General features: G+C 65.4%; 16 protein-coding genes. 8 read left to right on the plus strand and 8 right to left on the minus strand.

What is annotated here, in order from left to right; all coding sequences use genetic code 11:
• Positions 1-90: 90 nt before the first annotated feature.
• The 6 genes from AC4ELH_RS13850 (at position 91) to AC4ELH_RS13875 (ending at position 8,478) form a co-directional block, all read left to right on the plus strand.
• Positions 91-801, plus strand: coding sequence for a TetR/AcrR family transcriptional regulator (locus AC4ELH_RS13850; RefSeq protein ID WP_498884946.1), 711 nt, complete (start codon positions 91-93; stop codon positions 799-801).
• On the plus strand, positions 801-3,398 hold the full coding sequence (locus AC4ELH_RS13855; RefSeq protein ID WP_498884948.1) for an ABC transporter ATP-binding protein/permease: 2,598 nt from the start codon (positions 801-803) through the stop codon (positions 3,396-3,398). The genes AC4ELH_RS13850 and AC4ELH_RS13855 overlap by 1 nt, the downstream gene beginning before the upstream one ends.
• Positions 3,395-5,131: an ABC transporter ATP-binding protein gene (locus AC4ELH_RS13860; RefSeq protein ID WP_498884950.1), complete on the plus strand. Its 1,737-nt coding sequence runs from the start codon at positions 3,395-3,397 to the stop codon at positions 5,129-5,131. Before AC4ELH_RS13855 ends, AC4ELH_RS13860 begins: the two co-directional genes overlap by 4 nt.
• A 100-nt stretch (positions 5,132-5,231) precedes the next feature.
• Complete coding sequence (locus tag AC4ELH_RS13865; protein ID WP_498884952.1) at positions 5,232-6,614, plus strand: 9-bladed beta-propeller domain-containing protein; 1,383 nt, start codon at positions 5,232-5,234, stop codon at positions 6,612-6,614.
• Positions 6,615-6,781: 167 nt separating this feature from the next.
• The gene (locus AC4ELH_RS13870) at positions 6,782-7,990 is read left to right on the plus strand and encodes a cytochrome P450 (protein ID WP_498884953.1); all 1,209 of its coding nucleotides are present in this window, start codon (positions 6,782-6,784) and stop codon (positions 7,988-7,990) included.
• 41 nt (positions 7,991-8,031) lie between these two features.
• On the plus strand, positions 8,032-8,478 hold the full coding sequence (locus AC4ELH_RS13875; protein ID WP_498884955.1) for a hypothetical protein: 447 nt from the start codon (positions 8,032-8,034) through the stop codon (positions 8,476-8,478).
• A gap of 3 nt (positions 8,479-8,481) precedes the next feature.
• On the opposite strand, the gene AC4ELH_RS13880 is transcribed toward AC4ELH_RS13875, so the two are convergent.
• The 6 genes from AC4ELH_RS13880 to AC4ELH_RS13905 all read right to left on the minus strand — a co-directional run bounded on the left by AC4ELH_RS13880 (position 8,482) and on the right by AC4ELH_RS13905 (position 12,908).
• Positions 8,482-8,610 (minus strand): hypothetical protein, encoded by a 129-nt coding sequence (locus AC4ELH_RS13880; protein ID WP_498884957.1) that lies wholly within the window; start codon positions 8,608-8,610, stop codon positions 8,482-8,484.
• Positions 8,611-8,720: 110 nt separating this feature from the next.
• Positions 8,721-8,948, minus strand: a complete 228-nt coding sequence (locus tag AC4ELH_RS13885; protein ID WP_498884959.1) for a hypothetical protein — start codon at positions 8,946-8,948, stop codon at positions 8,721-8,723.
• Between the two features lie 265 nt (positions 8,949-9,213).
• Positions 9,214-9,684, minus strand: coding sequence for a hypothetical protein (locus tag AC4ELH_RS13890; RefSeq protein ID WP_498884960.1), 471 nt, complete (start codon positions 9,682-9,684; stop codon positions 9,214-9,216).
• 104 nt (positions 9,685-9,788) lie between these two features.
• Complete coding sequence (locus AC4ELH_RS13895; protein ID WP_448444685.1) at positions 9,789-11,000, minus strand: WXG100 family type VII secretion target; 1,212 nt, start codon at positions 10,998-11,000, stop codon at positions 9,789-9,791.
• Positions 10,985-11,479: a WXG100 family type VII secretion target gene (locus tag AC4ELH_RS13900; protein WP_448444687.1), complete on the minus strand. Its 495-nt coding sequence runs from the start codon at positions 11,477-11,479 to the stop codon at positions 10,985-10,987. The genes AC4ELH_RS13895 and AC4ELH_RS13900 overlap by 16 nt, the downstream gene beginning before the upstream one ends.
• A gap of 166 nt (positions 11,480-11,645) precedes the next feature.
• Positions 11,646-12,908: an amidohydrolase family protein gene (locus tag AC4ELH_RS13905; RefSeq protein WP_064958549.1), complete on the minus strand. Its 1,263-nt coding sequence runs from the start codon at positions 12,906-12,908 to the stop codon at positions 11,646-11,648.
• A 25-nt stretch (positions 12,909-12,933) separates the two neighbouring features.
• Between AC4ELH_RS13905 and AC4ELH_RS13910 the strand changes: the two genes are divergently transcribed.
• Entirely contained in the window at positions 12,934-13,800 is an 867-nt protein-coding gene (locus AC4ELH_RS13910) for an AraC family transcriptional regulator (protein ID WP_165609165.1), read from the plus strand.
• On the opposite strand, the gene AC4ELH_RS13915 is transcribed toward AC4ELH_RS13910, so the two are convergent.
• Positions 13,709-14,527 carry a DUF2127 domain-containing protein gene (locus AC4ELH_RS13915; RefSeq protein ID WP_463791762.1) on the minus strand — a complete coding sequence of 273 codons (819 nt, stop codon included), beginning with the start codon at positions 14,525-14,527 and terminating at the stop codon, positions 13,709-13,711. The genes AC4ELH_RS13910 and AC4ELH_RS13915 overlap by 92 nt on opposite strands.
• A 27-nt stretch (positions 14,528-14,554) precedes the next feature.
• Positions 14,555-15,217, minus strand: a complete 663-nt coding sequence (locus AC4ELH_RS13920) for an O-methyltransferase (protein ID WP_448444694.1) — start codon at positions 15,215-15,217, stop codon at positions 14,555-14,557.
• A gap of 29 nt (positions 15,218-15,246) precedes the next feature.
• Between AC4ELH_RS13920 and AC4ELH_RS13925 the strand changes: the two genes are divergently transcribed.
• Entirely contained in the window at positions 15,247-15,954 is a 708-nt protein-coding gene (locus AC4ELH_RS13925) for a histidine phosphatase family protein (protein WP_498884964.1), read from the plus strand.
• The last annotated feature ends 12 nt before the right edge of the window (positions 15,955-15,966 follow it).

Raw genomic sequence — 15,966 nt, forward strand, 5'->3', positions numbered from 1 at the left:
CAGAGCAATCGCTCTGTTATGCAAGCGCGGGGTTGACGCGCACTAAGGTGACCCTTAGTTTGTGGGGGTAACTTTCCTGTGGAGGTAGTCGTGGCCGGAACCGGTGTCCCCGCGCGCGTGGGTGGGCGCCCGCCGCTGATCGCGGTGTCCGACATCGTCTCCGCCGGTCGCGAGCTCGGCATGCGCAACCTGAGCATCAATGCCGTCGCGGCCCGACTCGGGGTCTCCGCGACCGCGCTGTACCGCCACATCAGCGGCCGCTGGGAACTCGAGCGCCTGGTCGGGGAGAGCCTGCTCGCCGAGCTGGAGTTCGTCGACGATCCGACCCGCTCCGTCGAAGACCATCTGCTGGCGTTCGGGGTCAGCCTGCACCGGTTCACCCTGGACAATCCGGGCCTGGCCACCTACATGCAGGTGCTGTTCCCGCGCGGGGAAGCCGGCGCCCAGCTGCTGACCGACGAGATCGCCGCACTGGGTAGGCGCGGCTACACGGCCGAGGGGGCAGCGCTGCTCAGCAGTTCGGTGGCCGTGCTCGCGATCGGGCTCGCGGCCCAGCACGAACTCAAGGCCGAGGCCAGCGGCGGCGACGAGTTCGTTGTGGAACGCGATGCCGCCGCCCAACGACTGGCCGGTGACGCGGCGCTCGGGCCGGTGCACACGGCGGGTATGCAACTCAGTGGCCCGCAGTATCTGGAACTTCTGATGAACGCGCTGATCCGGGGACTGCTGATGTCCGTGGCCCCCGGCAGGCCGATGACCGACATCGTGGCGGATCTGACCGCCCAGGGAGAGGACCGCTGATGGCACGCGGATTTCAGGGAGTGATGATGCGCGGCTTCGGCGCGCGTGATCACCAGGCGACCGTGGTCGAGACGACCTATCTGACACCGAACATGCTGCGCCTGCGCCTGGTGTCGCCGACGGTGTTCGAGGACGCCATCGCCGAGCCGACGTCGTACCTGCGGTTCTGGGTTCCGGATCCCGACGGCTCGAAGACCGAATTCCAGCGCGGCTACACCATGTCCGAAATGGATCCCGACACCGGACATTTCGCGGTGGACGTGGTGCTGCACGAGCCGTCGGGACCGGCGTCGAAGTGGGCGCGCGCTGCCAAGCCGGGCGACACGATCCCGGTGATGGCCCTGGGCTCCACGGGGTTCACCGTGCCGGACGACCTGCCCGCCGGCTACCTGCTGATCGGCGACGCGGCGGCCATACCCGCCATCAACGGGATCATCGGCGCCCTGCCGCGCGACATCCCGATCGAGGCCTATCTCGAACAGCACGACGAGAACGACCTGCTGATCCCGATCGCCGAGCACCCACGGCTACAGGTGCACTGGGTCAAGCGCCACGACACGACCTCACTGGCCGCCGCGATCGAGGCCAGGGACTGGTCGGACTGGTACTGCTGGGTGACACCGGAGGCCGGCTCGCTCAAACATCTGCGTGCGCGGCTGAAGGATGAGTTCGGCTTCCCCAAATCAGAACTGCACGCCCAGGCCTACTGGACCGAGGGCCGGGCAATGGGTACCGATCGCACCGAAGCCGAGCCCGGCCCTGAGGCCGAGTCCGTAACCGCCGGCCCCGAAGCTGTTGTGGCCGAGCCTGTTGCCGCCGCAGCCACGGCTGCGCCCGCACGCGGCACCTGGCGCGCTCAGGGTGCGGGACGGCTGCTGGCCCCACTGAAAACCCCGCTGATCGTGTCGGGTGTGTTGCAGGCGATCATCACCCTGGTCCAGCTGGCGCCCTTCGTCCTGCTGGTCGAGTTGGCCCGGCTGCTGTTGTCCGGTGCTGATGAATCCCGGTTGTGGACACTGGGTTTGACTGCGGTCTGGCTGTTGGGTCTGGGCGCGCTGCTGGGTGCCGGCCTGACCTTGTGGCTGCACCGGCTCGACGCGAAGTTCGCACGTGAGTTGCGGACCCGGCTGTTGACCAAGATGGCCCGATTGCCGCTCGGCTGGTTCACCGCCCGGGGTTCGGGATCGATCAAACAGCTGGTGCAGGACGACACCCTGTCACTGCACTACCTGGTCACCCACGCGATCCCGGATGCCGTTGCGGCGGTGGTTGCTCCGGTGGCCGTGCTGGTCTACCTGTTCACCGTCGACTGGCGCTTGGCGCTGGTGCTGTTCATCCCGGTGCTCACCTATCTGGTGCTGATGTCGGTGATGACCATCCAGTCCGGCGCCAAGATCGGCCAGGCGCAACGCTGGGCCGACCGGATGAGTGGAGAGGCCGGCGCCTACCTCGAGGGCCAGCCCGTCGTCCGGGTGTTCGGCGGTGCGGCATCGTCGAGTTTCCGTCGCCGCCTCGACGAGTACATCGGCTTCCTGGTCGGCTGGCAGCGCCCGTTCACCGGCAAGAAGTCGCTGATGGACCTGGTCACCAGGCCCGGTACGTTCCTGTGGCTGATCGCCGCCGTCGGCACCCCGATGATCATCGGCGGCTCGATGGACCCCGTCGATCTGCTGCCGTTCCTGTTGTTGGGCACCACATTCGGCGTCCGGCTGCTCGGTGTGGGCTACGGGCTGGGTGGAATCCGCGGCGGCATGCTGGCCGCCCGCCGCATCCAGAACGCGCTCGACGAGGCGGACCTGGCGCTGCTCGAGCAACCGGACGAGGCGGGTGCGGCGGCCGCAGTGGTGTTCGACGAGGTGACCTTCGGGTACCGGCCGAGCGTGCCGGTGATCCAGGATGTCTCGCTGACCTTACGTCCGGGCACTGTCACCGCGCTCGTCGGTCCCTCGGGCTCGGGCAAGTCCACCCTGGCCGCGCTGCTGGCCCGGTTCCATGACGTGGGTACGGGGTCGATCCGGCTGGACGGCAAGGACATCCGGTCCCTACCGGCTGACGAGCTGTACCGTCGGGTCGGGTTCGTGCTGCAAGAGACCCAGCTGGTGGCGGGTACCGTTGCCGAGAACATCGCGCTGGCCGATCCGGAAGCCGACCAGACCCGGATCGAGCAGGCCGCCCGCGACGCCCAGATCCACGACCGGATCCTGCGCCTGCCCGACGGATATCAGACGGTGCTCGGGGCGTCGTCGGCACTCTCGGGCGGTGAGCGGCAACGTCTGACCATCGCCAGGGCCATCCTGGCCGACACCCCGGTCCTGATCCTGGACGAAGCGACGGCCTTCGCCGATCCGGAATCGGAATACCTTGTGCAGCAGGCGCTCAATCGGTTGACCAAGGACCGGACCGTGCTGGTGATCGCGCACCGGTTGCACACCATCACCCATGCCGATCAGATCGTGGTACTCGACGGCGGCCGTATCGCCGAAACCGGCACCCATGAAGAACTGCTCGCCGCGGGTGGGCGTTACCACCAGCTCTGGCAGACCGGTCAGTCACTGCATCCCGGCGACGCCGTCACCGCAGGAGAGGCCGCACGATGATCCGCACCCTGATCGCTCTCATCCCGGCAGACCGCCGCGGGCGGGTCGGCGTCTACGCCACGCTGACCCTCGTTTCGGTGGTGATCCGCGCGGCCGGCACCGTGCTGCTGATTCCCCTTGTGGCAGCGTTGTTCAGCGATGTGCCACGTGACGCGCTACCGTGGCTGGGCTGGCTCACCGCCGCCACGGTCATCGGCTGGATCATCGACACCGCAACGTCACGGCTCGGATTCGATCTGGGCTTCGCCCTGCTCGACAACACTCAACACGATGTGGCCGACCGGCTGCCCGGCATCCGGATGGACTGGCTGGGGGGTGACAACGGGGCGAACACCGCCAACGCCCGTCAGGCGATCGCGGCGACCGGCCCCGAACTGGTCGGCATGGTGGTCAACCTCCTGACGCCGTTGATCGGGGCGATTCTGCTGCCCGCAGCCATCGGTATTGCGCTGCTGTTCATTTCGGTCCCGCTCGGGTTGGCCGCGCTTGCCGGTGTCGTGATCCTGCTCGGTGCGTTCTGGGCTTCGGGCCGGCTGAGCCGCAAGGCGGACACAGTGGCCGACGAGACCAACCGGGCATTCACCGAACGCATCATCGAGTTCGCCCGCACCCAGCAGGCGCTGCGCTCCGCCCGGCGGGTGGAGCCGGCCCGCAGCATGGTCGGCGACGCCCTGGCTGCCCAGCACGGCGCGAGCATGCGGCTGCTGCTCATGCAGGTGCCCGGACAGTTGCTGTTCAGCCTGGCCAGCCAACTGGCACTGTTGATCCTGGCCGGCATGGCCACGGTTCTGACGGTGCGCGGCGCTCTCGGCGTGCCCGAGGCGATCGCGATGATCGTCGTCGCTGCGCGCTACCTCGAGCCGTTCACCTCGCTGTCGGAGCTGGCCCCGGCGATCGAAACCACCCGGGCTTCCCTCGGCCGGATCCGGGCCGTCCTCGATGCCCCCGTCATGGCCACCGGCAGCGCCACGCTGGACACGACCGCCGCACCGCGTATCGAATTCGAAGGCGTGAGTTTCGGCTACGGAACCACCCCGGTGCTGCAGGACATCAGCTTCGTCCTGGAGCCCGGCGGTACCACCGCGATTGTCGGCCCGTCCGGTTCGGGGAAGAGCACGATCCTCTCGCTGATCGCGGGCCTGCACCAGCCGACCGCGGGGCGAGTGCTGATCGACGGTGTCGACACGGCCCAGATGGACGCTGAAACCCGCAGGGCGGCAACAAGTGTGGTGTTCCAGCATCCCTATCTGTTCGACGGCACGATCCGGGAGAACATTCTGGTCGGCGATCCGAACGCCGACGCCGGGCAGCTCGCCACCGCGGCGCGACTGGCCCGTGTGGACGAGCTGACTGCGCGGCTGCCCGACGGTGACGGTGCCAAGGTCGGTGAAGCCGGGACGGCACTGTCGGGTGGCGAACGTCAGCGGGTCAGCATCGCGCGTGCCCTGGTCAAGCCGGCGCCGGTGCTGCTGGTGGACGAGGCGACCAGCGCGCTGGACACCGAGAACGAGGCCGCCGTGGTCGATGCCCTGACCGCTGATGAGAAGTCGCGCACCCGCGTCATCGTCGCGCACCGTCTGGCCAGCATCCGGCATGCGGACCGGGTGCTGTTCCTCGACGGCGGAAAGATCGTCGAGGACGGCAGTATCGACGAACTGCTGGCTGCGCGCGGACGTTTTGACGAGTTCTGGAATCAGCAGCGCGAGGCCGCCGACTGGCAGATCACCCACTGACGGAGTGCGTTATCCCTTGAACACAAATTGATGTCCGGGCCGGCGTCGCACCGTTGCTAATGTCACCGGTGTCCAGGCAGACGAGATTTGGGGGTATCGCATGCGTGGGTCGGAGGCGGAATCCGGTGGGCACTGTCGGAAGTGGTGGCCGGCGACGCTCGTCGGCATCGCAGGCCTCGTCAGCGGCTGTTGGCTCCCATTTCCGTCCGCGGTTGAACTCGATCCGGTCAGTTACCCCGGCCGGGTCGGCGTACCAGGTCAGGTGTTGTTGCCGTCGCTGCAATCGGAGCCGATACCAGGGTGGCGGGTGGATCTCAACAAGATCCTTTCCGAACCGGTCAGGATCAACCCGGAATTCATCGGCAACGACGGCAACCGCGCCTACTTCACTGTCGAGTATCTTGTCCGCACAAAGGGACTGAGGAAGACCGCGGTGCTGGGCATCGATGTCTCGAACGGTACGACGCTCTTTCCTCCGGTGGACATTCCCGATGCCCGATCCGCCGACTGCTTTCTCAACGGCCCGCGACGGCTGGTGTGTGTCAACGATCTGTTGAGCGATGATCGCGACGATGTGTGGGTCGTCGACAGTGACGCAGGTGCAATCATCGCGCACGTTCCGACCGGACTTCGTCCACAACAGGAAGGCGCGCGAGCTCTTGAAGTGAAGCAGGTCGGCAACTATGCGGTCGCGTTGGAAACCGGTGTCGGAGCGCACGGTATCGGCGACCAGGGACAGCTGACGTGGTCGGTGGCGGGCGACGGTGACCTGCTGTCGACGTTCGACCGAAGCCGATTCCCGGGCGACCCACCGGCAACGGTAGCGGCGACCATGAATGCCGACGGTCCGGAGACCGTGTTCTCTGTCGTCGACGGGGCGGTGCTGGCCGAAAACGTCGACCGGCAAGTCGAACCGGTCATCGGCGGCTTCATGGTGGATGAGCGGCGCGGCCGTGGTTCCCAGGTGTTCGGGTTCTACGACGAGAAGGGCACCAAGGTCGGCGAGTATCGCCCACCGAAGGGGGCATCGGCTGTGCCCTCCGGCGAAGGTGAGCTGCCGGTGTTGGCGATCAACCTCGACGATGCGCAGCTGGTGCTCGACAATCACGGCACTCCGATGTCGGTGGTCAGGACCGAGAACGCCGTAGCGGACCGATTCATCGGCGAACACCTCTTCATCAACCACGATCTCGGTGTCCACGGACGTGACGTGGTGTGGAAGAAGTTCGACCTGACGACTGGAGACCAGGTCTCGGCGTGTTCCGGGGTACCGCTGGGTGCGATGGACTTCGTCGGCTCCGACGGCACGGTGGTGATCGGTCGATTCGAACGTGACGGGGCATTGACGGCAGTCGACACCAATACCTGCGAGACGCTATGGCAGATCGCCGATCCGCCTGCCATGTGGGCGGTCGGATCAACCCTTGTGCAGCTACTGCCGCAGAGCGCCGAGTTCACCGCGCTGGTACCGCCGACCAGGTGACTCCAGCGGTAACTCGAAGGCCGGTGCTGACCAGGCGTAGTGGGGTGCCACCAGCTCGCCAGCCGAGGTACTAGCCGATCGGATACTTGAAAAAGACCTACTGTAACTATTACAGTTGGGCGTCCCGCAATGATGTCGGGGCGGGTTGGGTGTTCCGGCGGGAGGCCATGTTGACGACGGCGCAGGTGGTGTTCGACCCGTTCTCGGCGGATTTCTTCAACGGTCCGTACGAGACGTATCGGCGCATGCGGTCCGAAGCTCCGGTCTACTACAGCGCCGAATACGACTTCTACGCGCTGACCCGGCACGTCGACGTGGCGGCCGCATTCAAGGACTTCGAGACGTACTCGTCGGCGTACGGCGTCGACCTCGCCATGGTCCGGACAGGACAGAAGGCACCGGCGAAGATGATCATCTCGCTGGATCCGCCCGAGCACCGGCACATGCGCAGCCTGGTGAACAAGGTCTTCACCCCGAGGGCGATCACCGCGTTGCAGGACATGGTGTCCCAGCAGATCGATCGCTACCTCGCGGCTGTCGATCCGGCGGAATTCGATGTGGTGTCCGACTTCTCGGCGTACTTCCCGGTCGAGGTCATCACCACCATGCTCGGGGTCCCGCCGGAATCACGCCAGCAGGTACGGCTGTGGATCGATGCCTCGCTGCACCGGGAGCCGGGCCAGATCGAGATGTCGGAATCCGGGATCGAAGCGATGTCCCAGTCCTGGCTGTTGTACTACGACCTGATCAAACAGCGCCAGGTCGAGCCGCGCGACGACATGATCAGCCGGCTGATCTCGGCCGAGATCGAACGCGAGGACGGCGAGCTGACCCGCCTGCGCAACTCCGAGATCGCGGGATTCGCCACACTTCTCGGCGGTGCCGGGGCCGAGACGGTGACCAAGCTGGTCGGTGCGGCCACCGTGATGTTCGCCCGCCACCCGGAACAGTGGCAGCGTCTGCGTGAGGACCGCAGCAAGATACCGGCCGCGATCGAAGAGCTGCTGCGGTACGAGGCTCCGGCCCAGTACAACGTTCGGCGTTCGCAACGTGAGATCCAGCTGCACGGTGTGACGATTCCGGCGGGCAAGCCGGTGTTCCTGGTCGGCGGTTCGGCCAACCGTGACCCCGATGCCTGGACGGATCCCGACGTGTTCGACATCGACCGAGACCGGACCGAGGCTCAGAACCTCGGATTCGGATACGGGATCCACAGCTGCCTCGGTGCTGCACTGGCCAGATTGGAATGCAGCATCGCCCTGGACAAGCTCCTGGACTTCATGCCCCGCTACGAGGTGGCGTGGGACCGCTGCGAGCGAGTGAGTATGCAGAACGTCGCGGGATGGGCCCACGTCCCGGTGCGAGTACTGCGATGAAGGGCGAAAAAGGCGGCGGTGCAGTCGGATACCGTATGCACGTGGTGGCACGGGACGCCGCGGAACTGGCTGTCAACGCCGGGGGACTGATCGTCGACAGGACGATGAGTGGTTGGCGGGTCAGCGTGGCGCTGTCCGATGCGGTCGACGTTCGGCCGGTGCAGATCCTCGGTGCCGAGTTGGTCGATGCGGGGGGAGCGCCGGGCCTACCGGACGAGGAGCAATGCGTCCTGGTCATGGGACCCGACGCCTATGCCCAGGTGGTCTCGGATGACGGCCGACAGCTTCCCGCCGGGTGTGCCGAGATTCTGGTCTGGGGTGAATCCCCGGACCAGAACCACGTATTCGGACACAGCTTGAGTGCCGCCGCAGTGGCATTCAAATCCCAGGCGGTCGTCGCGGCCCACGTTCCGGCTGGTGAGATCGCGATCTCCGAGGCCTTCACCTCGATGAACGCCAAGGGCCGCGGCGTCACCCTGCACGCTTGAAATTCATTTCACCTGGGCGCAGACGGTCAGGAAGTCTTTGCCGTCGTGCTCGGCGACATCGGCCGGGTTGAGCCAGCCGACTCCCTGGAACCAGTAGGTGTCGTCCGGGTGATGTGCGGACTGTTCGAACACCTCGGTCAGGACACCCAGCGACTTGGCCTTGCGCCAATCAAACTCGGGGGGAAGAGGTTTGAGGACATTGAAGCCGGGATACGGACTACCGAAGGTGAGGTGCTCGACGTCTACTCCGGCGGCCCGATGCCGCCTTGGATTTGGCCTGGTGGCGGATGTAGCTGAAGCGACTTGACCGGTGTTTGTAGAGCCAGTTCTGCTCTGGCGTCTTCGTCCCAGTCGAACTGGAACTTGATCGTGTTGACGCGCATACACAGCGATCCGGTCCAGATCTGAAGCTTCCCTGCCGTGATGCGGGCGCCAAATGCCCGGGGTAGCGACGGCTCGAGATCGGTCATCGAACCCGATGGGGGACGCTGTTCGCTGTACCAAGCTTGTCCGGCCGATGACGTCGCGGAGCTGTTGAGCGGGATCAGCTGGGTTGTCGATGTCGACCAGAAAGATGTCGCCGATGGTGGAACCGCCCTGGTGTCCCAACTGGTCTCGACCCAATGCCGCCGAATCCATCAGCATTGTGACCGCTGCCGAGACGTTCACATCGATGAATGCGAAGGCCATCGGCACCAGTCTCCGCGCCTGACCTCATCTTCTTTGCGCAAGTGGTCAGGACGGGTCGGGCGTGCACAACGTCATGAAAGTCTTGCCATTTTGGGCCACGACATCGGTTGAAGTCAGCCAACCGACGCCCTGGAACCAGTAGGCATCAGAGGGGTGCTGTGCGGACTCGGCGAGCACCTTCGTGAGATCGGTTGTAGTCCCCCACGCGGTGGGTGGGCCCTCGATGCCGACAAAGAGAGATGTCATACGGTGCCAATCGAAATCGGGCGGCAGTGCTTTTGTGATCTCGAGGCCGGGGTATGGTCCGCCGACCGTGATGTACTCGACTGCGACGCCGGGGTCTGGCCCAAGGGCGGGTTCCGAGCCGGCAGCCTGGGACGTCTGCTTCAGTGCAGTCGCGGGTGTTCGGAGTTGCAGCGTCGCCTCGCTGTCTTGGGACATATCGAAAGTGAGATCGACACCCGTAGTGCCGTTACACAGCGAACCAGTCCAGATCCGGAGTTTTCCGTCCGTCACACGAACTCCGAAACTCGGTTCCAGCGACGGCTTTCCCAGCGGGTCACAGCCGCAGACGGCAATCCAAGTCATGAGCAGGATGAGTACCGCGCGGGTCCGGCAGATCATTCGTGATAACCACCGTCGGAGGCGCCGGCATTGTCCTCGAATGGGTTGCGGCTACCGGTAACCGGCTCCTCCAGCATCTTCTGCCCGTACTGTTCGACAAAGTTTTTGAAGCCGAGCTGAGCCCACTGCTGGGAATGGCGCTCCTCGTGATGCAAGATCCGATCAAGATCGAGTGCGCCCCTGAACGGTCCATCGTCGCCGTCGTACCACATACGTCCCGACTTGATGATGGTGCGGAGTTGTTCCGCAGGATCCTCGGGGTTGTCGATGTTCACCACGAAGACGTCGCCGTACGTGGAACCGCCTTGTTGGCTCAGCGGATCTTCGATCAAATTGCCGCCCAATCCCATCAACATGCCATTCGGTGTAGTGGTGAGGCGCCCGGTGAAGTGTTCGGCCGCCGCATAGCTCCATCCATTTGTGTTCTGCCTGTCGATGATGCGCTGTACCTCTTCGGCTGTGTACGGCGTTTCGGCGAAGTCGTTTTCATCGGGACCGCTCGGATTGCTGTTCTTGGGATCTGAACTGCCGTAGCCAGTTCCAGCATTGAGGATGTATGTCATCAGGGCTGCGTTCTTGGCGTCCTCAGCGCTGACACCCTTCGGCAGCAGAAAGTGCGTCTTGTCGTCGCTGACATCCGCTGTGCCGTTGTTGTCGGTGATCCGCTCCAGGTCCTTGAGCACGTCGAAGCTCTGGGGCGTGATGTTGTGACGCCGGGCGATGTCCACGATCACCTCTGGTGGGACATCGTTTTTCGCGGCGTTGGCCAACCACTCGCGGTAGAAGCCGTCTGACGGGCCGCTGAGCAAGCCGGCGTCATGCAACGCGTCCAAGTACTCGTTGACCGGGTCGTATCCTGGCTCGCCCGGGTCGTCGCCGACGCGTTCCTCTTCCTCTTCCGGTGGGTCGAAGTCGATGCGTCCGGCCGCGGCACTGTCCCCGTGTTCATACAGGAACGCTGCGGAATCCAATTTGCCTGCGAACGTCGACGCTGCGTCGCCGAGTGCCTGTGCCCGCCGCAGAAATGCATCCCCGACTTCCCGGCACGCGGACCCGGTATCCAAACCCGCGACGGACCCGGCTGCGGTAGTTAGCTGTGGGCCGGCGCCGTCGTTGTAGAACCCACTCGATAGGTTCTCCAAACCCGTGGAGGTATCGCGCAGCGACCCGACGGTCACGCCCAGCGGCACGGTCACGTCAAGTCCCATCCGATTTTGCGGACCTTGTAGGCGGTGTTGCGGTCGGCGGCCTCGAACTGTGCGAGCTTCAACTTGATGTCGCACTCGACTGTGATCCGCTTGGACTCAATCACCATCGCAGTCACCTTCGACATGGCGGCCAGCCTACGGAGCCAGAAGCCTGGCGTCACCGAACCGTTGTCCGCGACATCCCATAGGTCCTCAGCCGAATCGACTGCGGACTTCAGGCTGCCGCGGAGCTCGGAAAGGTCCTTGCCGCCGGTAGCGAGCGGCTTCGCCACCTCGTACAGCTTGTCCCGGTAAGCCGTCTGATCCTCGAACATCTCGCGGGCCTGCTTCTGGGCCGCGTCGGCGGCCGTGCCGAGCCAATCATTTTTCAGCTGAGCGAACTCGCTCTTGGACTTCTCGATCTGGGCATTGACGCGCTGCGCAGCTGCTCGTGCGTCGAGGGAGGCGGTCAGCAGGGACTCAGGGTTCGACCCCAGCACTTGTGACACCGTGTACGGCACGTGACGACCCCTCGTTCGCGTGAGTGGTCACATTGTCACTCACCGAGCGGGGTCGCCGAAGCACCAAACGTTGAGTCTGCGGTGAGGGCGTGGGTTACTCGAACTTTCGCGCCCTCACCGCAGAGCCAACGGCAGATCGAACGACTCAGGCCTTGGCGAGCTGCTTCTGCTCGTAGAGGCGGGCCCACTCCGCGCGCGGACGGATCGAGGTGTCGACGTCAGTGGCCTTGGCGCGCAGTGCGCCGACGGTGGCCTGATCGCGCGGGGTCAGCGCGAACGGATCCCAGCCGAAGAACCGTGCCGAGTTCTCCCAGGTGATCTTGTTGATGTCGGAATCGCTTGCGCCGGCGGCATTCAGCTCGGCCAGCACCTGCTCGGGGGCATCGGGCCAGAAGCAGTCGCTGTGCGGGTAGTCGCACTCCCACGCGATGTTGTCGATACCGATCTCATGGCGCAGCTTGAGTGAGGTCTTGTCGGTGACGTAGCAGGCCAGTGAGTGCTCGCGGAACACGTCTGACGGCAGCTTGTCGCCGAAGTCGCGGCGCAGCCACTTCTGGTTGGTGTAGTGGCGGTCGCTGCGGTCCAGATAGAAAGGAATCCAACCGATTCCGCCCTCGGAGAAGGCGAACTTGAGGTCGGGGTAGTTGCGCATCGCCGGTCCCCACAGCAGGTCCTGGGCGCACATCGCCGAGACCTGGGTGGCAAGGATGATCAGGTTGTCGATCGGCGCGTTGGGCGCCATGCTGATCGCCCCGAAGCCCGTGCCGATGTGCAGGCACATCACCACGTTCTCCTCCGACAGGGTGCGGAACACCGGGCCCCAGTACTCCTCGTCGTGGTAGCTCGGCAGACCCTCGAGGTGGGGCAGTTCGGGCATCGTCACCGCGCGGCAACCCTTGGCGGCCACGCGGCGGATCTCGGCGCACATCCCCTCGGGAGTCCACGTCGGCAGGATCGCGATCGGGATGAAGCGCCCGGGCGCCGAACCGGCCCACTCGTCGATGTGCCAGTCGTTGTAGGCCGACACCATCACCAGCGTGACGTCCTCACGGGTCATGTTGAGGTGACGCGCGGAGAACCCGGTGAAGGTCGGGAAGCACATCGAGGCCAGGATGCCGTTGCGGTCCATGTCGCGGACCCGCTCGTGGACGTCGTAGACGCCCGGCCGCATCTCGGCGAAGCCGGCTGGATCACGGCCCCACTCCTCGGCAGGCCAGGACACCACCGCGTTGAGACCGGACACACCCTGCGGGCGGCCCTGGTACATCCACTGATCGACGCCCTTGTCGTCGGTGACGACGATGGGTGCCTCGGGCTTGTACTTCGCCGGGACATGGTTGAGGAACATGTCGGGAGGCTCGACGACGTGGTCGTCGATGCTGATGAGGATCAGGTCGTCGGTCTGCATAAATCAACTAGTACCCTCGGACGGTGTGACCGTCTCTGCACTTTCGGACAGAGGTTTGACTGAACCGGCCAACATGTCGAGGCCGGTCATCGAACTGCGCCGTGGCGGACATGCGCTGGCCGGCAGCTACCTCTACCAAGGCGACGGGCTGATCACCGGCTGGCACTCCCATGAGGTGCACCAGATCGAGTACGCGCTGCACGGTGTGGTCGAGGTCGAGACGGACGCCGCGCACTATCTCCTTCCGCCGCAGCAGGCCGCGTGGATTCCCGCCGGCCTGCAACACCAGGCCGTGATGAACCCCGATGTCAAGACCGTCGCGGTGATGTTCGATGCGGAGATGATCGCCGATGGCGGCGACCGGGCTCGGATCATCGCCGTGTCCCCGCTGATCCGCGAGATGATGATCTACGGGTTGCGCTGGCCGGTGGACCGGGCCCATGGCGATGACACATCCGACACGTTTTTCCGAACGTTGGCCAACCTCGTCGTCGAGGCGCTCGATCACGAAGCGCCGCTGAGCCTGCCGACCACCGATCATCCGATCGTCGCTGCCGCGTTGGCGTACACCAAGGAACACCTCGCCTCGGTGACCGCCGAGGACGTCAGCCGGGCGGTGGCGGTGTCCGAACGGACGCTGCGCCGCTTGTTCGCCGACACGATCGGAATCTCTTGGCGGACATATCTTCTGCATGCTCGGATGCTGCGGGCGATGGCATTGCTGGCCGGGCCCGATCAGTCGGTGCAGGCGACCGCCACGGCGGTGGGGTTCGAGAATCTCAGCTCGTTCACCCGGTGCTTCACCCAGTTTTGTGGTCAGACACCGTCGGCGTATCGGAACCGCTCGCGTGAGGAGCATCAGGCGTGGCCAACCCGGCCCGTTCGACACTGAGCAGGCTCTCGGTGTGATGCTCGGTGCGGTACGCCTCGCCGCCACCGTTGATCCCGAAAAGCCTCTTGCTCCAGAGCAACCAGACCACTGCGGCCAGGTTGATCACGAGTGCGCCGAGACGCAGGGCGGTCACCTTCTCGGTGAGCTCGTAGATTTCCAGCGGCAGGAAGACGCCGGTGGCGATCACCGCGAAGTACTCGCCCCATCGCTTCATCAGCCACAGGCCGGCGGCCTCGGTGAACTCGACCAGGGCATAGGCGGCGACACCGACGGCGATCCACAGCAGGGTGGTCGACGACAAGGTGAACGCCTCGCCGATGTGCCGCACGATCTTGGAATCGTCGATGTTCCAACCGATTTGGTCGGCCAGCGGCCGCATCAGCGGAATGTCCTTCTCGAACGCGTCCTGCAGCTCACTGCGGGATGCGCGCACCTTGAGGATGCCCACTGCCAGCAGCGTGAACACGATCCCGCGCACCGCCCGCTCGGTGGCGAGCAGTCGCATGATGGTGCGGTCTCGCAGCAGCCGGCCGCGGGGGATCTCCGGTGCGGTGTCGGCGGGCCCGTGACCTCGGGGAGGGCCGACCACGAACGTCTCGCAGCGCAGACAACGCCACGCCTCGCCGACAGGGGTGTCTACGCGCAACCGGTCGCGTAGTTCCGGTTCATCCGGGGCAAACGTGGCGTGACCGCGCAGCCCGCATGACCGCAGCGCGAAATCCACCATGTCAGCACCGTAGCCCGGCCGAACCGGCTAAGCGCGGCAGCTGAGCTCCATGCTGTCGCTGTCGCGGGCCAGGAAGTTCACGCTGACGTACCCGTTGGCGGGCTCGCGGACGTGGTCCAGATACGGCTGGGTGTCAGCCATCGACGTGTTGTCCGCGACCAGCAGTGCCCCCGTGGCGAGCTGGGGCTCGACGAGCTTGAGAACCGGCAGATAGAGCTCCTTCCAGCCGTCGAGCAAGACGAAGCCGATGTCACCCGTCACCGTCTTGAGCGTCTCCAGCGCGTCGCCCTCCAGCACGGTGATGACGTCGTCGAGGCCGCTCTCGGCGAAGGTCTGCTTGGCCGCGGCGATCTTCGCGGCACTGAGCTCGGTGGTGAAGACCCGCCCGGTTCCGTTGTCGCGCACCGCCGATGCCAGGTGTAGCGCCGAGAGACCGAACGACATCCCGAACTCGACCACGATCGCGGGCCTGGTGGCCCGAACCAGCGAATAGAGCAACCGGCCGGCCTCCCGCGTCACCGGCATGTAGATGTCGCTGAGGGCGTCCGCACGTTCCTGCGCAGTGGCACCGGACAGATCGGCGAACCGGCCCGACCCGCCCTCGCGCATCTTCTTGAACTGCTCGTCGGAGGCGGCGTACATCCGGTCCAGCGCGTCCGCGACGCGGGCGTCATCGAGAGTGGTAGTCACCCTGACGAACCTACGCCGGAGGGTGAATTATGGCCGGTGTGCGAAAACTACGAGCACTCCCGCTGTCAGCCGCCATCGTTCTTGTCCTCGCCACGCTGCTGGCGCCGGCCGCGGCGGCGGGCGGCTACCGCTCCATCACCCTGACCTTCGTCCGGCACGCCCAGTCGGCCGGGAACGCCTCAGGCCTGATCGACAGCTCCACGCCGGGGCCGCCGCTGACCGACCTGGGCCGGCAGCAAGCCGTCGCCAGCGCAGGACGCCTGGCGCCGAACCACTATGACGGCATCTTCGCCTCGACCATGATCCGCACCCAACAGACCGCACAGCCGATGGCCGACACCCTGCACGAGCCGATCACCGTGCTGCCCGGGCTCCACGAAGTCGAGGCAGGCATCTACGAGGGCCAGCCCGAGGCGAGCGCGGTCCAGACGTACTTCACCGCCCCCGAGCAGTGGCTGCGTGGTGACCGGACCGCCCGGGTCCCCGGCTCGATCGACGGCAACGAGTTCGACGCCCGGTTCGACGGGGCGGTGCAGCAGATCTACGACAGCGGCGACGACGATCCGGTCGCGTACTCGCACGGCGCGGCGATCATGTTGTGGGTGCAGATGAACGTCCGCAATCCCAATCCTCAGCTGCTGATGCAGCACCCGCTCGACAACACCGGATACGTCGTCATCAAGGGCAATCCGACCGACGGCTGGACCCTGACCGACTGGGACGGCGCGGGAAGCTAGCTGACGAAGTGA

The sequence above is a fragment of the Mycobacterium shunyiense genome, assembly GCF_058270075.1.

Bases quoted from the DNA above. Each gene is read 5' to 3' on its own strand.
- AC4ELH_RS13855 (WP_498884948.1), top strand. From the start codon at position 801: ATGGCACGCGGATTTCAGGGAGTGATGATGCGCGGCTTCGGCGCGCGT.
- AC4ELH_RS13905 (WP_064958549.1), bottom strand. From the start codon at position 12,908: ATGCAGACCGACGACCTGATCCTCATCAGCATCGACGACCACGTCGTC.
- AC4ELH_RS13895 (WP_448444685.1), bottom strand. From the start codon at position 11,000: ATGGGACTTGACGTGACCGTGCCGCTGGGCGTGACCGTCGGGTCGCTG.
- AC4ELH_RS13885 (WP_498884959.1), bottom strand. From the start codon at position 8,948: ATGACCGATCTCGAGCCGTCGCTACCCCGGGCATTTGGCGCCCGCATC.
- AC4ELH_RS13925 (WP_498884964.1), top strand. From the start codon at position 15,247: ATGGCCGGTGTGCGAAAACTACGAGCACTCCCGCTGTCAGCCGCCATC.
- AC4ELH_RS13865 (WP_498884952.1), top strand. From the start codon at position 5,232: ATGCGTGGGTCGGAGGCGGAATCCGGTGGGCACTGTCGGAAGTGGTGG.
- AC4ELH_RS13915 (WP_463791762.1), bottom strand. From the start codon at position 14,527: ATGGTGGATTTCGCGCTGCGGTCATGCGGGCTGCGCGGTCACGCCACG.
- AC4ELH_RS13860 (WP_498884950.1), top strand. From the start codon at position 3,395: ATGATCCGCACCCTGATCGCTCTCATCCCGGCAGACCGCCGCGGGCGG.
- AC4ELH_RS13870 (WP_498884953.1), top strand. From the start codon at position 6,782: ATGTTGACGACGGCGCAGGTGGTGTTCGACCCGTTCTCGGCGGATTTC.